Genomic DNA, 20,083 nt, shown 5'->3' with positions numbered 1-20,083 from the left:
TTAGGAAAGGCTTGCCTAATGGAAGATCCGGGTCAAGCCTGGACGAGACTTCGCTGCGGAGGCTAGGGTCTTTTCTTAGGTTAGGTTAACCTAAGCTAGCTCGGGAGGTAGTCGTTGCTGCGGTACCGGAGCGCGCGGACGGAACTGCCGGGAGACCCCGTCCTGCTGGCCGCCAGGCTGGCCGAGTCGGGACTGTTCGACCAGTACATGGTCTACGAGAAGGACGGCGAGTGGTGGTTCGCCGGAGGCGCGCTCGGTGAGGTCGTGGCCGACCGCTCCACCGTCCGCCGCCGCTGGCTGACCGAGGAGCACGCGGACCCGGTCGGGCCGCACCCCCTCTGCCAAGTCCAGGAAAAACTCACGGAGATGGCCGTCGAGGACTGGCACGCCTACGGCTGGATGGCCTACGAGTTCTCGCAGCTGAACACCGGTCGCCCCGACCGTGCCGGAGAAGGGCGGCTGCTGCATCTGGTCGTCCCGCACAGCGAGGTGAGGCTCCGTCAGGGCGGCGCCGAGGTGCGCAGCACCGACGCTCAGACCCTGCGGGCGTTACTCCGGCTGCTCGCCGAACCCGTCACCCGGGCCCCCGTCGAGGCCCGGCCGATCGACATCGCCGACACCGACGGCACCTACCCCGAACTCGTGGCCCGCGCGATCGAGGAGATCCGGGCCGGCGCCCTGCAGAAGGTCATCCTCTCGCGCACCGTCCCGGTGCCGTTCCCGGTCGACTTCGTCGCCACCTACGTGCACGGCCGCTCCCACAACACCCCGGCCCGTTCCTACCTGATGCACCTCGGCGGACGCCGGGTGGCCGGCTTCAGCCCCGAGACCGTCGCCGAGGTCGGCGCGGACGGGCAGGCCCTCACCCAGCCGCTCGCCGGGACCCGTGCCCGGGGTTTCGGCGAACAGGAGGACGAACGGCTGCGCGCCGAACTCCTCGCCGACCCCAAGGAGATATCCGAGCACGTGCTCTCCGTGAAGCTGGCGGAGGAGGAGATGGCCACCGTGTGCCGCCCGGGCACGGTGTCGGTGCGCGACCTGCTGAGCGTGCGCCGGCGCGGCTCCGTGCAGCACCTCGGCTCCACCGTGCACGGGCAGCTCGCCGAGCACACCACCGCCTGGGACGTGCTGCGCGCCGTCTTCCCGGCCGTGACCGCCTCCGGCATCCCCAAGGAGCCGGCCTACGACTGCATCGCCCGGCTGGAGAAGGAGCCGCGCGGCGTCTACGGCGGCGCGGCCCTCATGGCCGGCAGCGACGGCTCGCTGGACGCCGCCCTCGTCCTGCGCAGCCTCTTCGAGGAGGACGGCCGCACCTGGCTGCGGGCCGGCGCCGGTATCCTCGCCGGGTCGACTCCCGCCCGGGAACTGGAGGAGACCTGCGAGAAGCTGCGCAGCGTCGCCCCCTACGTCGTCCCCGCGCAACCGGCGCCGCTCGCCGCGCCGTCCCTGAGGAGTTAGGTGCGAAGGTGCGACTGGGAGAAGTCGTCGTCGACGTCACACCCCTGCGGGCCGGCCGGGACTTCCGGCTGCTGTTCGCCACCCAGGCGATCTCCATGCTGGGCACCCACCTCACCTCGGTCGCGGCCGGCCTCCAGGTCTACGCACTGACCGGTTCCTCGGTCCAAGTGGGCCTGATGAGCCTGTCGTTGGGGCTGTCGCTGCTGGTCGGGCTGATCGCCGGCGGGGTGCTCGCCGACCGGGTGGACCGGCGCCGGATCGTGCTCGTGACCCGGGCCGCGACCGCCGTGGTGATCACCGGTCTGGCGGTGAACGCGGCCCTGCCCGACCCGCGGGTGTGGTTCGTGTTCGTGGCCGCCGTCCTCGCGGGCGGCACCGCCGGACTGGGCGGACCGGCCCTGATGGCCGCGACGCCCGCCCTGGTGGCGCCCGGCCAACTGGCCGCCGCCGGGGCGCTGATGACCCTGACCGCACAGCTCGGCGCCATGGCCGGCCCCTCCCTCGCGGGGGTCATCGCGGCCGGGCCGGGCATCGCGCTGTGCTTCGCCATCGACGCGCTCATCTACGTCGTCGGGCTCGCCCTGCTGGCCCCGCTGCCCCGCCTCGCACCCGGAGGGGGCGGGGAGCCGCAGCACCCGCTCAAGGCCATGGGGGAGGGGCTGCGGTTCCTGCGCGGCAACCAGGTCGTGGCCGGGCTGCTGCTCATCGACGTGTGCGCCGTGGTCTTCGCGATGCCCTACGCGCTCTTCCCGGAGCTCGGCACCGAGCACTTCGGCGGCGGCCCCTCCACCGTCGGCCTGCTCTACACCGCCCCCGCGGTCGGTTCCTTCTTCGGGGCGCTGACCAGCGGCTGGACCGGCCGCATCCACCACACCGGACGGGCCCTGATCGGCGCGGTCGCACTGTGGGGCGTGGCGATCACCTGCTTCGGTCTGAGCCCGGGCCTGTGGACCGCCCTGGTGTTCCTGGCGCTGGCGGGCCTCGGTGACACCGTCTCCGAGATCCTGCGCCGGGCCCTGCTGCAGCACTACACGCCCGACCGCCTCCAGGGCCGGGTCGGGAGCCTGTGGCTCGCCCAGGCCACCGCCGGGCCCTCCGTCGGCAACGTCGAGGCCGGTCTGGTCGCGCGGGGCCTGGGCTCCGCGGCCGGTGCCGCCGCCGTCGGCGGGGTGATCTGCCTGGCCGGTGTCGCCGCGGTCGCCCTGGCCCTGCCGGGGCTGCGCAGGGCGACCCTGCAGGGGCCACCCGCCGACGACAAGCGGACGGCGCCCGCCGAGAGGTCACCGGCCGCCGACTGACCGTGCGCCCGCGAGGAGAGGCATGCCCAGCGCGATCGTCAACGGAGTGCGGATCCACTACGAGGACACCGGCCACGGCGAGCCCGTGGTCCTGGTCATGGGCCGGGGCGCCCGCGGCCGCGCCTGGCACCTGCACCAGGTGCCGGCGCTGGTCGAGGCCGGGTACCGCGTGGTCACCTTCGACAACCGGGGCGTCCCGCCGAGCGAGGAGTGCCCCGGGGGTTTCACCGTCGACGACCTCGTCGGCGACACCGCCGGACTCGTCGAGCACCTCGGCCTCGGACCCTGCCGGCTGGTCGGGGTGTCCATGGGGGCGTACGTCGTCCAGGAACTGATGCTGCGCCGCCCCCGGCTCGTGCGGCAGGGCGTGCTGATGGCCACCCGGGGCCGCACCGACCATCTGCGCTCGGCCATGGCCGCGGCCGAACGCGCCCTGTACGACGGCGCGGTGACGCTGCCGCCGGCCTACGCGGCGTGGGTGCGGGCGCTGACGAACCTCTCACCCGCCACCCTCGACGACGAACAGCGGGTGCGTGACTGGCTGGAGCTCTTCGAGCTGTCACCCGAGCCCGCCGGGCCGGGCGTGCGCGCCCAGCTCGGCCTGGAACTCCCGCAGGGGCGGCTGGAGGCGTACCGGGCGATCGACGTGTCCTGCCTGGTGATCGGATTCGCGGACGACGTCGTGCTGCCGCCGCACCTGGGGCGCGAGGTCGCCGAGGCCGTCCCGGGCGCCCTCTACCAGGAGATCAAGGGCTGCGGCCACTACGGCTACCTGGAGCGGCCGGACGAAGTGAACCGCGTGCTGCTGGAGTTCTTCCGCAACTGTTCCGCGTAGCCGTTCTTCCGGACACGGCGATGTTGAATTAGGTTAGCCTCACCTAAGTGCTACTCCTCAGGGGGTCATGGTGCAGCGCACCTTGCTCAACGGCAAGATCCACCGAGCCACCGTCACCCAGGCCGATCTGCACTACGTAGGGTCCCTGACGATCGATCAGGACCTCATGGACGCCGCCGACATCACCGAGGGCGAGCAGGTCCACGTCGTCGACATCGACAACGGCGCCCGGCTCACCACGTACGCCATCACCGGCGCGCGCGGCACCGGCGTCATCGGCGTCAACGGGGCCGCGGCCCACCTCGTCCACCCCGGCCACCTCGTGATCGTCATGTCGTTCGCCGCGCTCGACGAGGCCGAACGGGCCGGCCACCGGCCCCGGGTCGTCCACGTCGACCAGGCCAACCGGATCGTCGCGCTCGGCGCGGACCCGGCCGAGCCGGTGCCCGGGGCGCCGGACCAGTACTCCGGAGCCTTCACCCAGCAGGAGGGGAACTGAGCCATGGCCAACCCGTTCGACGACGACAGTGGCGTCTTCCGCGTCCTGGTGAACGACGAGGGCCAGTACTCGCTGTGGCCCGACTTCGCGCCCGTACCGGCCGGCTGGGACAGCGTGCACGGTCCGGACACCCGGGCCACCTGCCTGGAACACATCGAGCGGCACTGGACGGACATGCGCCCGCCCAGTCTGGCCGAGGCCATGGGCGGAGCCGGCCACTGATGGCGCCCCGCCCGGTCGTGGAGGACGTCCTGCCCCTGTCCCCGGCGCAGGAGGGCATGGTCTTCCACGCCCTGTACGACGACAGCGCCCCGGACGTCTACACCGGCCGGCTCGTCCTCCGGCTCGAAGGGCCCCTGGACCCGGCCCGGTTGCGCACGGCCGCCGACGCCCTGCTGGCCCGGCACGCCAACCTCCGGGCCGCCTTCCGCACCCAGCGGTCGGGCCGGCGGGTCCAGGTGATCGCCGGCGGGATCCGCACGCCCTGGCGCGAGACGGACCTGTCCGGCCTGCCGCCGGCCGAGCGGCAGGCGACGTTCGAGAAGCTGCTCGCCCGGGACCGGGAGACCCGCTTCGACCTGGCCCGGCCACCGCTGCTGCGCCTGCGGCTGGTGGCCTTCGGTGACCGGGACCACCGGCTGCTGATCTCCTCCCACCACCTGCTCTGGGACGGCTGGTCCGCACCCGTGCTGGTCCGCGAGCTCTTCCGCCTCTACACCTCGGGCGGCGACCCGGCCGCCCTGCCCCCGGTACGGCCGTACCGCGACTACCTCGCCTGGCTGTCCCGCCAGGACCGCCCGGCCGCCGAACAGGCGTGGCGGGACGCCCTCCAGGACCTCGACGAGCCCTGCCTCCTCGCCCCCGGGGCACGCGACCTGCCCGCCGAACAGCCGGCACGGCACGTCGTGGAGCTGTCCGAGCGGGAGACCACGGCCCTCACCGCGACCGCCCGCGCGTGCGGCGTGACCGTCAGCACCGTGCTGCAGGGCCTGTGGGCGGTGCTGCTCGCGCGGCACACCGGCCGGCTCGACGTGGTCCTCGGCGCCACGGTGTCCGGCCGCGACGCCGACGTGCCCGGCATCGAGTCGATGGTCGGCCTGTTCATCAACACCCTGCCGGTCCGGGTGCGGTTACGCCCCGCCGAGCCGCTCGGCGACCTGCTCCGGCGGATCCAGTCCGAGCGGTCGGCCCTGCTCGGCCACGAGCACCTCGGCCTGGCCGACATCCAGCGCGCCGCCGGGCACGACCTGCTCTTCGACACGCTGCTGGTGTTCGAGAGCTACCCCATCGACGACGAGGGCATCGCCGACGCCCTGGGCCCCGACGGCCCCCGCATGACCGAGGTGTCCGTCCGCGACGCCACGCACTACCCGCTCACCCTCACCGCCCTGCCCGGCGACCGGCTCACCCTGACCCTCGGCCACCGGCCCACGGCCCTCGACGAGGCGACGGTGACCGGCATCGCGGCCGGTCTGCACCGGCTCGTCCGGGCGTTCACGGAGGAACCCGACCGGCCGGTGGGACGGCTGGACCCCGCGCCCGCCGACGGACTCCCCGAGGGCGGCGCCCCGTCGGCCGGGCGGCACACCACCGTCCGTGACCTCTTCGAGGAGCAGGCCGCCCGCACCCCGCGGGCTCCCGCCGTCCACCACGGGGACACCACCCTCACCTTCGCCGGACTCGACGCCGCCGCCAACCGGTTGGCCGCCGCGCTGCTGGCCCGCAGTGCCGGGCCCGAGGCGGTGGTGGCCGTCGCCCTGCCGCGCGGACCGGACCTCGTCACCGCACTGCTCGCCGCCCTCAAGGCGGGGGCGGCCTGCATGCCCCTCGACCCGTCCTACCCGCCCGAGCGGATCGCCCTCATGCTCGGGGACGCCCGGCCCCGGCTCGTGGTGAGCGACCGCGCGACGGCCCGGCGACTCGCCCTCGACCCGGAGTCGGTGTGCGACCCCGGGGAGACGGCCGGCGCCGTGGCGCGCCCGCCGCTGTCACCCGACCACCCCGCGTACGTCGTGTTCACCTCCGGCTCCACCGGCCGCCCCAAGGGCGTCCTCGGCACCCAGCGGGCCCTGGCCAACCGGCTCGCCTGGGGCAGGGAACTGACGGACGGTCCGGGCGGTGTCCGTGTCGCCAAGAGCCCGATCAGCTTCATCGACGGCCTCACCGAACTGCTCGGCGCGCTGGTCGCGGGCGACGCCGTGGCCCTCGCCGACGACGAGTCGGCCGGCGACCCGGCCGCGCTGGCCGCGCTGGCCGGCCGGCACGGGGCCACGATGCTCACCGCCGTGCCCAGCCTGCACACCACCCTGGTCGAGTCCACCCCGCCGGGCGGCTTCACCTCGGTCGCCACCTGGATCTCCAGCGGGGAACCCCTCACCACCGGCCTGGCCCGGCAGATCACCACCCGCTGGCCCGGCTCCCGCCTGGTCAACCTCTACGGCTGCTCGGAAGCAGCGGGCGACAGCCTGGCCCACGCGTACATCCCCGACGCCGACAGGCCCCCAGAGCCTGGCCAGGAGCCCGCAGCGCCCGGCCGCCAGGCCACCGGCATCGTCCCGCTGGGCCGCCCCGTCGCCGGGACCCGCGTGTATGTCCTGGACCCGTTCCTGCGGCCCTCCCCGGTCGGGGCGGGCGGGGAGTTGTATCTCGCGGGGGACGGGCTCGCCCGGGGGTATCTCGGCCGACCCGGGCTCACCGCCGAGCGGTTCGTCGCCGATCCGTTCGGGCCGCCAGGCGGGCGCCTCTACCGCACCGGCGACCTCGCCCGGCTCCGCCCCGACGGCACGGTCGAGTTCCTGGGCAGGGCCGACCAGCAGGTCAAGATCCGGGGGGTCCGGGTGGAGCCCGGGGAGATCGAGGCGGCGGCCCGTGCGCTGCCGGGCGTGCGCCGGGCCGCGGTCGTGGCCCGCCAGGACGGCACGGCACCGCGGCGGCTCGTGGCGTACGTGGAGGCCGAGTCCGGCGGCGACGGCCTGCCGGAGCCCGCCGCCCTGCGGCACGCGCTCGCCGAGCGGCTCCCGGCCCCTCTCGTGCCGGCCGCCGTGGTGGTCCTGCCGGCGCTGCCCCTCACCCCCAGCGGCAAACTCGACCGCCGCGCCCTGCCCGCCCCCGACTTCACCCCATCGAGCGCCTTCGACCCCCCGCGCACCGAGCCGGAGAAGGCACTGTGCGGCCTGTTCGCCGAGGTCCTCGGAGTCGAACGGGTCGGCATCCACGACGACTTCTTCGCCCTCGGCGGCGACAGCATCGTCTCGGTCCGGCTGGCCGACCGGGCCCGCCGGGCGGGACTCGGACTCTCCCCCCGGGACGTGTTCACCCACCGCACCCCGGCCGGTCTCGCCCGCGCCCTGCCGGACGGCACCGCCCCGCAGCGGGAGTTCACCGCGACGGCGGCACCGCTGGTGTCGCTCAGCCCGTCGCAGCTCGACAACGTCAAGGCGAGGTGGAGGAGCCGATGAGCACAGAGCCCGCCGGGGCGGCGGACGACGGGTCCCTGGTCGAGGACGTCCTGCCGCTGTCCCCGCTGCAACAGGGCCTGCTGTTCCACGCCCTGTTCGACCAGGCCGTCCAGGACGTGTACACCATGCAGTCCCTCGTGGAGATCGAGGGCCCGCTGGACCGCGGGCGCCTGCGCGCCGCCGCCGGGGAACTCGTCGCCCGGCACGCCGTGCTGCGCAGCGCCTTCCTGCACGAGGACGACATGGACGAGCCGGTGCAGGTCGTCCTCAAGGAGGTCCCCGTCGACTGGCGGGAGGCCACCGCCGCGGCCGAGGCGGACGTGGCACGGCTCGTCGCCGCCGACGCCGCCGCCCGCTTCGACCCGACCGACCCCCCGCTGCTGCGCCTGACCCTGATCGACCGGGGCGAGGACCGGCGGCTGCTCGTCCTCACCAACCACCATCTGCTCCTGGACGGCTGGTCGATCCCGCTGCTCGTGCGCGAACTCCTCCAGCTGTACGCCCACCGGCTCGCCCCCGGCCGCTGCGCCCCGCCGCCCGCCGTACGGCCGTACCGCGACTTCCTCGCCTGGCTGGCGAGCCGCGACCGGGAGGCGTCCCGGGCGGCCTGGCGCGAGGCGCTCGCCGGCGCGGCACCGGCCCTGCTGGCCCCCGCGGCCGCCGGCCTCGTCCCCGTCCTGCCCGAACTGCACACCCTGCGGCTGTCCGAGGATCTCACCGCCGGCCTGCAGCGCCTCGCCCGCTCCCGGGGCGTCACCGTCAACACCGTCGTCCAGGGTCTGTGGGCCCTGCTGCTGGCGCGCCTGACCGGCAGGGACGACGTGGTGTTCGGCGCGACCGTGGCGGGGCGGCCCGCCGAACTGGCCGGGGCCGAGTCGATGATCGGCCTGTTCATCAACACCGTGCCCGTACGGGTGTCCCTGCCGCCGGGGGAGCCGGCCGCCGCTTACCTGCGCCGGCTGCAGGACGAGCAGGCGCGGCTGATGGACCATCAGTACCTCGGGCTCACCGAGATCCAGCGGGTCGCCGGGGCCGGTGACCTCTTCGACACCCTGCTGGTCTTCGAGAACTACCCGGTCGACCAGGCGGCCGTGGCCCGCGCGGAGGCGGCGGCCGGGCTGCGGATCCTCGACGTCAAGGGCTCCGGCGCCACCCACTACCCGCTGACCCTCGCCGTCCTCACCGGGCAACGCCTCGGCGTCGTCTTCGAGTTCCGGCCCGACTCCTACGACCGCCCGGCCGTGGAACGGCTCGCCACACGCTTCGAACGGCTCGTCCGCGCGGTCGTCGCGGCACCCGACGCACCCCTCGCTGCGCTGGACGTCCTCGCCCCCGAGGAGCGCACCGCGCTGCTGGCCCGCGGCAGGACCGAGCGGCTGCCCGCCCCGCACACCACCCTGCCGGAGATCTTCCGGGACCGGGCCGCCCGCACACCGGACGCGGTCGCCGTCGCCGGCGACGGCAGGCGGCTCACCTTCGCCGAGGCCGACACCGAGGCCAACCGGCTGGCCCGGGTGCTGGCCGGCGCCGGTGCCGGGCCGGAGCGGATCGTCGCCCTGGCCCTGCCGCCCACGCCCGACACGATCACCGCGCTGCTCGCCGTGCAGAAGGCCGGCGCCGCCTATCTGCCCCTCGACCCCGCCTGGCCCGAGGACCGGATCGCCGCGATGCTCGCCGACGCCCGGCCCGTCGCCCTGATCGCCACCACCGCCACCGCTCCCGGCCCGGCCGCCCTCGGCGACGTCCCCGCCCTCCTCCTCGACGACCCCGGCGTCCGGCGGCGCCTCGCGGCGGCGGACGGCAGCGACCTGACGGACGCCGACCGCACCGGACCGCTGCTGCCCGAGCACCCCGCGTACGTCATCTACACCTCCGGCTCCACCGGCCGCCCCAAGGCCGTCGTCGTGCCGCAGCGCGCGATCGTCAACCTGTACGCCGCCCACCACGCCGCCCTGCACGCACCGGCCGCGGCGGCGGCCGGCGGCCGGCCGCTGCGCGTGGGCCACGCCTGGCCGACGGCGTTCGACGCCTCCTGGCAGCCCATGCTGTGGATGTTCGCCGGGCACGAACTGCACCTGGTGCCCGAGGACGTCCGCCGCGACCCCGACGCGCTGCGCGCCTTCCTCACCGAGCACCGCATCGAGTTCATCGAGCTGTCCCCGTCCCTGCTCGCCGAGGTCGTCGCGCGCGGCGGCGACTGGCGCGGCGACCTGAAGGTGCTGGGCGTCGGCGGCGAGGCCGTACCGCCCGATCTGTGGCGCACCCTCAGGGAGACCGGCGGGCCGGCCGCGCACAACCTGTACGGGCCCACCGAGTGCACCGTCGACTCGGCTGACTGCGACCTCGCGCTCAGCGACCGTCCCGCCATCGGCCGGCCCGTGGCGGGCGCCACCCTGTACATCCTCGACGGACACCTCAACCCCGTGCCCGCCGGCGTCGACGGCGAGCTGTACATCGCCGGAGAAGGGCTGGCCCGGGGCTATCTGGGCCGCCCCGGGACCACCGCGAGCCGTTTCGTCGCCGACCCGTTCGGCCTGCGGCCCGGTGCCCGCATGTACCGCACCGGGGACATCGCCCGGTGGACCGCGCACGGCCTGGTGGAGTGCCTCGGCCGGATCGACGACCAGGTCAAGATCAGGGGCTACCGCATCGAACCCGGGGAGATCGAGGCGGCGTTGCTCGACCACGCGCTCGTCGAACGCGCCGCGGTCGTCGTCCGCGAGGACACCCCGGGCGTACGCCGCCTCGTCGCCTACGTCGTCACCGCCCCGGCCGCCCCGCCCGCCGAGGAGACGGCGGAGCTGCTGCGCCGCGCGGCCGCCGCCGTCCTGCCCGACTACATGGTGCCGTCGGCGTTCGTCCCGGTCCCCGCGTTCCCGCTGACCCTCAACGGCAAGCTCGACACCGCCGCGCTCCCGGCCCCGTCCCGCAGCGCCGGGCCCGCCGCGCAACCGCCGCGCACCGCGGCCGAGAAGCAGCTCGCCGATCTCTTCGCCCAGGTCCTCGGGCTGGACGCGGTGGGCGTGCACGACAGCTTCTTCGCACTCGGCGGCGACAGCATCGTCTCCATGAGGCTGGCCGGCCGGGCCCGGGCCGCCGGTCTCGCGCTCTCGCCGCGCGACGTGTTCGAGCACCCGACCGTCGCGGAACTCGCGGCGGCCGCCGCAACCCCTCGGCGCCCGGGCGCGGATCCGGACGCGGGCGTCGGCGACATCCCCCTGACCCCGGCGCTCGCCTCGCTCGTCGAACAGGGCACCCCCTTCGGCACGTTCAGCCAGGCCCGCTTCCTGCGCACCCCGCCCGGCATGGACCTCGACGCTCTGCACCGCACGGTCCAGACCGTCCTGGACCGGCACGACCTGCTGCGCGCCGCCCTCGCGCCCGACGAGCGAGGCACCTGGCGCCTGCGCACCGCCCCGCCGGGCACCGTCCGCGCCGCCGACCGCGTACGGCGCACCGACGCCGCCGGGCTGGACCACGCCACGATCGGCGCGCTCGTACCGGGCGCCTTCGAGGAGCTGGCCGCCGAACTCGACCCGGCCGCCGGGGCGGTGGCGCGGTTCCTGTGGTTCGACACCGGGCCGGACCGCGAGGGACGCCTGCTGGCCGTCGTGCACCACCTGGCGACCGACGCCGCCTCCTGGGGCGTCCTCACCGCCGATCTCGCCGCGGCCTGGCACGGCACCCCGCTCCCCCCGCCGGGCACCTCCTTCCGGGAATGGGCCCGGGCCCTGACCGCGGAGGCCGTCTCCCCCCGCCGTACGGCCGAACTCGCCCACTGGACGGCGGTGTCGGGCCGGCCCGAACCGGACCTGGGCGCCGGTCCGCCGGACCCGGCCCGGGACACCCTGGCCACCCTGCGCCGCCACGAGACGACCCTCGGCCCGGACCTCACCGCACACCTGCTCGCCCACCCCGTGCGGGACGTCCTGCTGACCGCGCTGGCCCTGGCCGTCCCGGCCTGGCGGCGCGAACTGGGCCGCCCCGCCCCGGACCGGTCCGTCCTGATCGCCCTGGAGGGACACGGCCGCGAGGAGCACCTGCTGCCGGACGGCGACCTGTCGGGCACCCTCGGCTGGTTCACGACCGTCTTCCCCGTCCGCCTCGACCCCGGCGACGGACCCCCCGCCGACCGGCTGCGGCGTGTGCGCGACCAGCTGGCGGCCCCGCCCGACCAGGGCATCGGCCACGGCCTGCTGCGCCACCTCAACCCGGGCACCGCCCCCCTCCTCGCCGCCCTCCCGCAGCCCGGGATCCAGGTCAACTACCTGGGCCGGATGAGCCTCGGTGAGCAGCCCGGGGACGCCGCGTTCACCAGCGCCCCCGAGACCGGTGCGGTCGGCGGACTGGCCGACCCGGCGACACCGGTCCGGTACCCACTGGTGCTCGACGCGGTGATCAGCGACGGGACGGACCCCGCCGGCCCGGTCCTCACGGCCTCCTGGCACTGGCCCGAACGCCTCTTCACCCGGGCGCAGACCGAACGGCTCGGCGAACTGTGGACCGCTTCCCTCGAACGGCTCGTGAAAGGCGGAGACCAGTGACCGACACCCAGGCGGCCCCGCCCGCAGACCTCGCGGCCCGCAAGCGGGAACTGCTGCGCCGCAGACTGGAGACCGCCGGACTGGCCGACACCCCCGCCCGGGCCGAACGGATCCCGCCCCGCCCCGCGGGCGCCGGCCCGCTGCCCCTGTCGTACGCCCAGTCCCGGATGTGGCTGCTCCAGCAGCTCGACCCGGCAAGCCCCGCCTACAACGTCTGCCTCGCCATCCGGCTGCGCGGCCCGCTCGACGCCCCCGCCCTGCGCACCGCGCTGGCCGGCCTGCTCGCCCGGCACGAGGTGCTGCGCACCCGGTACCCCGCGGCCGACGACGGAACACCGCACCAAATCGTCGACGAAAAAGCGGAGTTGTGCTTCGAGGCGGCTGATCTGTGCGAGCTGCCCGCGGGCGAGCGGGACCGGCGCACCGGTGAACTGGCCCGCACCGCCTCCGCGACCCCGTTCCACCTCGCCACCGACCACCCCCTGCGGGCCCTTCTCGTGCGGCGCGACGACCACGACCACACCCTCGTGCTGACGGTCCACCACATCGCCTGGGACGGCGGCACCTTCAACGCCCTCTCCCGCGACCTGAGCGCCCTCTACCGGTCCGCACTCACGGGCGGGGGCGAGCCGCTCCCGGAACTCCCCGCCCAGTACGCCGACTTCGCGCTCTGGCAGCGCACCACCTTCACCGACGAGCGGCTGGCCGGGCACCTCGACCACTGGCGCACCGCCCTGGTCCCGCCGCCCCGCCCCCTGGACCTGCCCACCGACGCATCCCGCGCGCCCCGGCCCACCGCGCACGGCGACCGCCGCTTCCACACCTTCGCGCCCGAGGTCACCGACCGCCTCACCGCCTTCGCCCGCACGGCCGGCGCCACCCCGTTCATGGTCCTGCTCGCGGGCCTGGCCGCCCTGCTCCACCGCCTCACCGGCGCCACCGACATCCCCGTCGGCTCGGCCGTCATGAACCGCGACCTGCCCGGACTCGACCGGCTGATCGGCAACTTCGGCAACACCCTGGCCCTGCGCGCCGACCTCGCGGGGGACCCGGGGACCGGCGAACTCGTCGAGCGGGTACGCCGGTTGTGCACCGAGGCGTACGCCCACCAGGACATGCCGTTCGACCTGCTGGTGGAGCGGCTGCGGCCGGAGCGGCAGCCGGGCCGGGCCGTCTGGTTCGACGTCATGCTGCTGTTCCTCACCCAGGGACTCCAAGGGCCCGAACTGCCCGGGGTGAGCGCCGAGTGGGAGACCGTCCACAACGACACCACCCAGTTCGACCTGTCCCTGGAGGCCTTCCTCACCGGCGGACGGCTGCGCATCGAGGCCACCTACCGCAGCGCCCTGTTCACCCCGGAGACCGCCGACCGCCTGCTGCACCGGCTGGAGACGCTCCTGGCCGCCGGACTCGCCGATCCCGAACGGCCTATCTCGCGGCTGCCGTTGATGCCCGCCACGGAGGAACACCAGGTCCTGGCGGAGTGGAACGCCACCGCCCGGCCCGTCCCCGACACCACCCTGGCCGCCCTGCTCACCGAGCAGGCCGCCCGCACCCCCGGCGCACCGGCGCTCACCCACGAGGACGGCACCCTGAGCCACGCCGCACTCCACGCCCGCGCCAACCGACTGGCCCGCCTGCTGATCGACCACGGCGTCGGACCCGAACACCGTGTCGCCGTGGCCCTCGACCGGGGACCCGACCTCGTCGTCGCGCTCCTCGCGACCCTCCAAACGGGCGCCGCCTACGTCCCCCTGGACACCGGCTACCCCGCCGCACGCCTCGCCGTGATGATCGAGGACGCCGCCCCGGCCCTCGTCATCACGTCGAGCGGCACCGACGGCCGGATCCCCGCCACTGCGGGCCCCGTACTGCTGCTCGACGACCCCGGCCTGCGCGCGCGCTTGGCCGACCGCGCACCCGGGCCCGTCACCGACGCGGACCGGCTCGCGCCCCTGCGGCCGGAGCACCCCGCGTACGTCATCTTCACCTCCGGCTCCACGGGCCGCCCCAAGGGCGTCGTCGTCCCGCACGCCGCGATCGTCAACCGGCTGCTGTGGATGCAGGACACCTACCGCCTCGGCCCCGAGGACCGGGTGCTGCAGAAGACCCCGGCCGGCTTCGACGTCTCCGTCTGGGAGTTCTTCTGGCCGCTGATCACCGGAGCGGCACTGGTCCTCGCCCGCCCCGGCGGCCACCGCGACCCGGCCCACCTCGCCGCGCTGATCCGCGAACACCGCGTCACCACCACCCACTTCGTCCCGTCGATGCTGCGGGTCTTCCTCGACGACCCCGCCGCCACCGGGGCCCGGGGCGTGCTGCGCCGGATCGTGTGCAGCGGCGAGGCCCTGCCGTCGGACCTCGCCGAACGCTGCACCCGCCTGCTGGCCGGCACCGCCCTGCACAACCTCTACGGCCCGACGGAGGCGGCCGTCGACGTCACCGCCTGGCCCTGCGCCGACGGCACGCGCTCCGCCGCGGGCTCGGTGCCCGTCGGACGCCCGGTGTGGAACACCCGCACCCTCGTCCTGGACGCCGCCCTGCGCCCGGTGCCGCCCGGCGTGGCCGGCGAGCTGTACCTGGCCGGGATCCAGCTCGCCCGGGGCTACCTCGGCCGTCCCGCCCTGACCGCCGCCCGCTTCGTCGCCGACCCCTACGGCCCGCCCGGCAGCCGCCTGTACCGCACCGGCGACGTGGTCCGCTGGACCGCCGACGGCGCCCTGGAGTTCCTCGGCCGCGCCGACGACCAGGTGAAGATCCGCGGCTTCCGGGTCGAGCCGGGCGAGACGGAGGCCGCCCTGGCGGCCCTGCCGGACGTGTCCCAGGCGGCGGTCACCGTACGCGGGGACGCGCACGGCGAACCCCGCCTGGTCGCCTACGCCGTGCCCCGGCCCGGCGCCCGGCCGGAACCGCCGGCCCTGCGCCGGGAGCTCGCCGGCACCCTGCCGGACCACCAGGTGCCCTCCGCCGTCGTCGTGCTGGACGCCCTGCCGCTCACCCCCAACGGCAAACTCGACCGCGCCGCCCTGCCCGCCCCCGACCTGTCGGCGCTCACCACCGCCACCGCGCCCCGCACCGAGGCGGAGGCGACCCTGTGCCGCCTCTTCGCGGACCTGCTCGGGCTGCCCTCGGTCGGCGTCCACGACGAGTTCTTCGCCCTCGGCGGCCACTCCCTGCTCGCCAACCGGCTCGTCGCCCGGGTCCGCGCCGAGCGGGGCGTCACCCTGCCGCTGCGGGCCGTCTTCGACACGCCCACCCCGGCCGCCCTGGCGCCCCTGCTGGACGCGCCCGGCGAGCGGCGGCCCGCCCTGCGCCCCGCCGCCCGCCGCCCGGAGCCCGTGCCGCTGTCCTTCGCGCAGTCCCGGCTGTGGTTCCTGCACCGGCTGGAGGGACCGGCCCCCACCTACAACATTCCCACCGCCGTCCGGCTCCACGGCCCGCTCGACCCCGCCGCCCTGCGCGCGGCGCTCCAGGACGTCGTGGACCGCCACGAGGCCCTGCGCACCGTCTTCCCCGACCAGGACGGCGTGCCCCGGCAGGAGATCCGCACGGACGCGGCCGTGCCCTTCGAGGTGCTGAGCGCGCCGGCCGGGGAGGTCGACGCGCTGCTCGCCCGGGCCGCCGCCCACCCCTTCGCCCTCGACCGCGAACTCCCCGTGCGCGCCACCCTCGTGAGCGTCGCCCCCGACGACCACGTGCTGCTCCTGCTCGTCCACCACATCGCCACCGACGGCTGGTCGGACGAGCCCCTGCTGCGGGACCTGGCCACCGCCTACGCCGCCCGCCGCAGCGGCGCGCCCCCGGCCTGGCCGCCGCTCGCCGTGCAGTACGCCGACCACACCCTGTGGCAACGCGAGCTGCTCGACGAGGAGTTCACCGCCCGCGAGGTCCGCTCCTGGGCCCGGCGCCTGGACGGGCTCCCGGAGGAACTCCAGCTGCCCGCCGACCGGCCGCGCCCGGCCGTGCCCGGCCACCGCGCCGGCGCCGTCGGCTTCACCCTCGACGCCGCCACCCACCGGGCACTGCGCGCGCTGTCCGCCGAGTCCGGCGGCACCGTCTTCATGGCCCTCCAGGCCACCCTCGCCGTGCTGCTCGCCCGGCTGGGCGCCGGCGACGACATCCCGCTCGGCACCCCGGTCGCCGGCCGCGCCGACCCCGCCCTCGACGACCTGGTGGGCCTGTTCGTCAACACCCTCGTGCTGCGCACCGACGTCTCCGGCGACCCGTCGTTCCGCACGCTGCTCGCCCGGGTGCGCGCGGCGGACGTGGACGCCTACGCCCACCAGGAACTGCCCTTCGAGAAGCTGGTGGACGCGCTCGCGCCGACCCGCTCGACGGGCCGCCACCCGCTCTTCCAGGTCATGCTCGCCCACCAGCAGGCCCCGCCCGCCGTACGGGACTTCGCCGGCCTCACCCTGAGCGAGCGACGCGTCCCCTTCCACACCGCCAAGACCGACCTGGCCTTCCACGTCTTCGAACGGGCCGAAGCGGGCGGCGTCGACGGCTCCCTGGTCTACAGCGAGGACCTCTACGACCGCGACACGGCACGGGAGCTGACCGAGCGGTTCGTCCGTCTGGCCGGTGAACTGGCCCGGCACCCCGACCGCCCGGTGGGCGCCGCCGACGTCCTCACCCCGCGCGAACGGCACCTGCTGCTGGAGGAGTGGAACGACACCGCGTGTCCCATGCCGGCCACCACCCTCACCGCCCTGGTGGAGGAGCAGGTCGCCAAGACCCCACAGCTCGTCGCGGTCGAGTACGGCGCCCCCGGCGGACCCTCGCTCACCTACGCCGAACTCGACGCCCTGGCGGGCGGCCTGGCACGGCGGCTCGGCTCCCTGGGCGTGGGCCCCGAGTGCCGGGTCGGCATCCACCTGGAACGCTCCGTGGAGATGGTCGTCGCGCTGCTCGCCGTGCTGAAGGCCGGCGGTGCCTTCGTCCCGCTGGAGCCGTCCTGGCCCGCCCGCCGCATCGCACAGGTGTGCCGGGGCACGGCCCTGACCGCCGTCCTCGGCCGGCCCGGCGACGACCACGTCCTCGGCGGCGACACGCTCGGACCGGACGCGCCGCCCGTCGTCGAGGTCACCCTCGACGGACCCACGGCCGACCACCCGTCGGTCCCCGTCGACCCCGAGGGCCTCGCCTACGTCATCCACACCTCCGGCTCGACCGGCACCCCCAAGGGCGCGATGATCCGGCACCGGGCCATCGCGCACCGGCTGCTGTGGCAACGCGGCCTGCTGGGCTTCGGCACCGACGACGCGGCCCTGTTCAAGGCGCCGCTCGGCTTCGACATCTCCGTCAACGAGATCTTCCTGCCCCTGGTCAACGGCGGCCGCGTGGTGATCGCCGAACCCGGCGGCGAACAGGACACCGACTACCTGCTCGACACCGTCGAACGGCACCGGGTGACCTTCACCTACCTGGTCTCCTCGATGCTCGACCTGCTCCTCGAACTGGACGGCTTCGCCCGCCGCGCCGCCTCGCTCAAGCACGTGTGGTGCGGCGGAGAGGTGCTCACCCCCGAACTGTTCGCCCGGTTCCGGGCCGCCAGCGGGGCCGTGATGTACCACGGCTACGGCCCGGCCGAGGCCACCATCGGCGTCAGCCACGTCGTGTACCGCACCGGCGCCGTCCGCAGCGCCGTCTCCATCGGCCGGCCCAACTCCAACACCCGCCTGTACGTCCTGGACGAACGGCTCCAGCCCGTCCCGGTGGGCGTGCCGGGCGAGTTGTACGCGGGGGGCGTCTACCTCGGCCGGGGCTACGTCAACGACCCGCGCCGCACCGCCGGCCACTTCGTCGCCGACCCGTTCGGCCCGCCCGGCGAGCGCCTCTACCGCACCGGCGACCTGGTCCGCCGGCAGCGCGACGGCAGCCTGGAGTTCCTCGGCCGCGCCGACAACCAGGTGAAGATCCGCGGCATGCGCGTGGAGCTGGAGGAGATCGAGGCCGTCCTCGAACAGCACCCGGGCGTCCGGCGCGGCGCGGTGGTGGTCCGCGAGGACGCCCCGGGCGTCAAGCAGCTCGCCGGATACTGCCTGGCCGCCCCCGGCGTCCTGCCCGGACTGCGGGACTGGCTCCGGGAGCGGCTGCCCGAGCACATGGTGCCGCGCACCCTCAGCGTCCTGGACGCCTTCCCGCTGCTGCCCTCCGGCAAGGTGAACCGGGCCGGCCTGCCCGCCCCCGAGTCCGCCCCCGGCTCCGGCACCTCCCGGGAGCCCGCCACCGAAGGCGAACGGCGGCTCTGCGCCCTCTTCGCCACCGTCCTCGGCCTCGAACAGGTCGGTGCCGACGACGACTTCTTCCAGCTGGGCGGCGACAGCATCGTCTCCATCCGGCTGGTGACCCTCGCCCGCAAGGCCGGCCTGCCCCTCAGCCCCCGGCAGGTCTTCCAGTCGCCGACCCCGGCCGGACTCGCCGCGGCCGCGGCCGCCACGGACACCGGGCACACGAGCACCCCCGGAACGCCCGACGACCCGGTGGGCGAGGTCGCACTCACCCCGGTCATGCGGTGGGCGGCCGGCCCCGACGGCTCCTACGGCGGTCTCGCCCAGGCCGTGCTGCTGGTGACGCCCGCCGGCCTCACCGAGGACGACACCGTCACCGTCCTCCAAGCCCTGGTGGACCGGCACGACATGCTCCGCGCGCGGCTGGCGGACGACGGCAGCCGCCTGACGGTCCCCGCCGAGGGCAGCGTGCGCGCGGGCGAGCTGCTGACCCGGGCGCAGGACACCGACCTCGCAGGGCAGCTGGCCGGGGCGGTGGCCCGCCTCGACCCCCGCGCCGGGCGGATGCTCCAAGCGGTCCTGCTCGGCCCGGACCGGCTGCTCCTGGTCGCCCACCACCTCGTGGTCGACGGCGTGTCCTGGCGGATCATCACCGCCGAGCTGGCCGACGCCTGGCAGGCCCTGCGCTCCGGGACGCCCCCGCGCCCGGTCTGGACCGGCACCTCCTTCCGCCGCTGGAGCCGCCTCCTGGCCGAGCAGGCCCGCACGCCGGAACGGAGGGGCGAACTGCCCTTCTGGACCGGGACGCTGGAGCGGGGACGCCCCCTGCTCGACCCATCCCTCGACCCCGCCCGGGACACCGCGGCGACGGTGCGGGAGGAGCGGCTCGTCCTCCCCGCCGACCTGACCGCGCCGCTCCTGACCACGGTTCCCGCCGCCTTCCGGGCCGCCGTCCCGGACGTGCTGCTGGGCGCCTTCGCGGTGGCGGCTGCCGCCTGGCGCGAGGAGCGCGGCGACCACGCGGGCCGCTCCCTCCTCGTCGGGCTCGAAGGACACGGGCGCGAGGAGCGACTCGCCGCGGGTGTCGACCTGTCGGCCACGGTGGGCTGGTTCACCACCCTCCACCCCGTCGCCCTCGACCCGGGCCCGCTCGACCTCGGCGAGGCCCTCTCCGGCGGCACGGCCGCGGCCACGGCCCTGAAGCGGATCAAGGAGCAGCTGCGCGCCGTACCGGACCACGGCATCGGCTACGGCCTGCTGCGCCACCTCGACCCCGCCACCGCCGCCGAACTGGCCGAACACCCGGAGCCGCAGGTCGTCTTCAACTACCTCGGCCGGTTCACCGCGTCCGCCTCCGGCACCGAACCGTGGGAGCTCGCCCCCGAGGCGCCGATGCTCGCCGTGCCGCGGACCGACGGGCGGCCCGCCGCGACCGGGCTGGAGATCAATGCCGTCGCCGTCGAACAGGCCGACGGGGTCCGGCTCCACGTGTCCGCCGCCGCCCCGCACGCGTTCCTGCCCCCTTCCGGGACCCGCGCCCTGCTGACGCTCTGGGAGCGCGCGCTGCGCGGCCTCGTGCGGCACGCCGAGAACACCCCGGCCGGCGGGCTCACCCCCTCGGACCTGCCCCTGGTGGCCCTGACGCAGGAGGACATCGAGGACTTCGAGAACGCCTTCGAGCACGACAGCGACGACTTCGGCTTCGACGACTCCGACGACTACGACGACAACGACGGCTTCTGAGGGACAGCGGAGGAACCG

Annotated in this window: 8 protein-coding genes; all 8 read left to right on the top strand. The window is 75.4% G+C overall.

The window, feature by feature from the left end; translation table 11 throughout:
- Nucleotides 1-114: 114 nt before the first annotated feature.
- The 8 genes from CHR28_RS04040 (at nt 115) to CHR28_RS04005 (ending at nt 20,065) form a co-directional block, all read left to right on the top strand.
- The gene (locus tag CHR28_RS04040) at nt 115-1,458 is read left to right on the top strand and encodes a salicylate synthase (protein ID WP_094052026.1); all 1,344 of its coding nucleotides are present in this window, start codon (nt 115-117) and stop codon (nt 1,456-1,458) included.
- 8 nt (nt 1,459-1,466) lie between these two features.
- Complete coding sequence (gene entS / locus CHR28_RS04035; protein WP_094052025.1) at nt 1,467-2,756, top strand: enterobactin transporter EntS; 1,290 nt, start codon at nt 1,467-1,469, stop codon at nt 2,754-2,756.
- 22 nt (nt 2,757-2,778) lie between these two features.
- Nucleotides 2,779-3,591, top strand: a complete 813-nt coding sequence (locus CHR28_RS04030) for an alpha/beta fold hydrolase (protein ID WP_094052024.1) — start codon at nt 2,779-2,781, stop codon at nt 3,589-3,591.
- Between the two features lie 67 nt (nt 3,592-3,658).
- Nucleotides 3,659-4,090, top strand: coding sequence for an aspartate 1-decarboxylase (gene panD, locus CHR28_RS04025; protein WP_373453320.1), 432 nt, complete (start codon nt 3,659-3,661; stop codon nt 4,088-4,090).
- 3 nt (nt 4,091-4,093) lie between these two features.
- Nucleotides 4,094-4,312 (top strand): MbtH family protein, encoded by a 219-nt coding sequence (locus CHR28_RS04020; RefSeq protein WP_094052023.1) that lies wholly within the window; start codon nt 4,094-4,096, stop codon nt 4,310-4,312.
- Nucleotides 4,312-7,548: a non-ribosomal peptide synthetase gene (locus CHR28_RS38740; protein WP_094052022.1), complete on the top strand. Its 3,237-nt coding sequence runs from the start codon at nt 4,312-4,314 to the stop codon at nt 7,546-7,548. Before CHR28_RS04020 ends, CHR28_RS38740 begins: the two co-directional genes overlap by 1 nt.
- A complete protein-coding gene (locus CHR28_RS04010) occupies nt 7,545-12,092 on the top strand; it encodes a non-ribosomal peptide synthetase (protein WP_094052021.1) in 4,548 nt (1,515 codons plus the stop codon). Before CHR28_RS38740 ends, CHR28_RS04010 begins: the two co-directional genes overlap by 4 nt.
- Nucleotides 12,089-20,065, top strand: a complete 7,977-nt coding sequence (locus CHR28_RS04005; RefSeq protein ID WP_094052020.1) for a non-ribosomal peptide synthetase — start codon at nt 12,089-12,091, stop codon at nt 20,063-20,065. The genes CHR28_RS04010 and CHR28_RS04005 overlap by 4 nt, the downstream gene beginning before the upstream one ends.
- The last annotated feature ends 18 nt before the right edge of the window (nt 20,066-20,083 follow it).

It is taken from the genome of Streptomyces sp. XY006, assembly GCF_002237655.1.
Lineage (GTDB): Bacteria > Actinomycetota > Actinomycetes > Streptomycetales > Streptomycetaceae > Streptomyces > Streptomyces levis.
The sequence above is the reverse complement of the archived record's forward strand: the minus strand, read 5'-3'. Positions and strand labels throughout refer to the sequence as shown.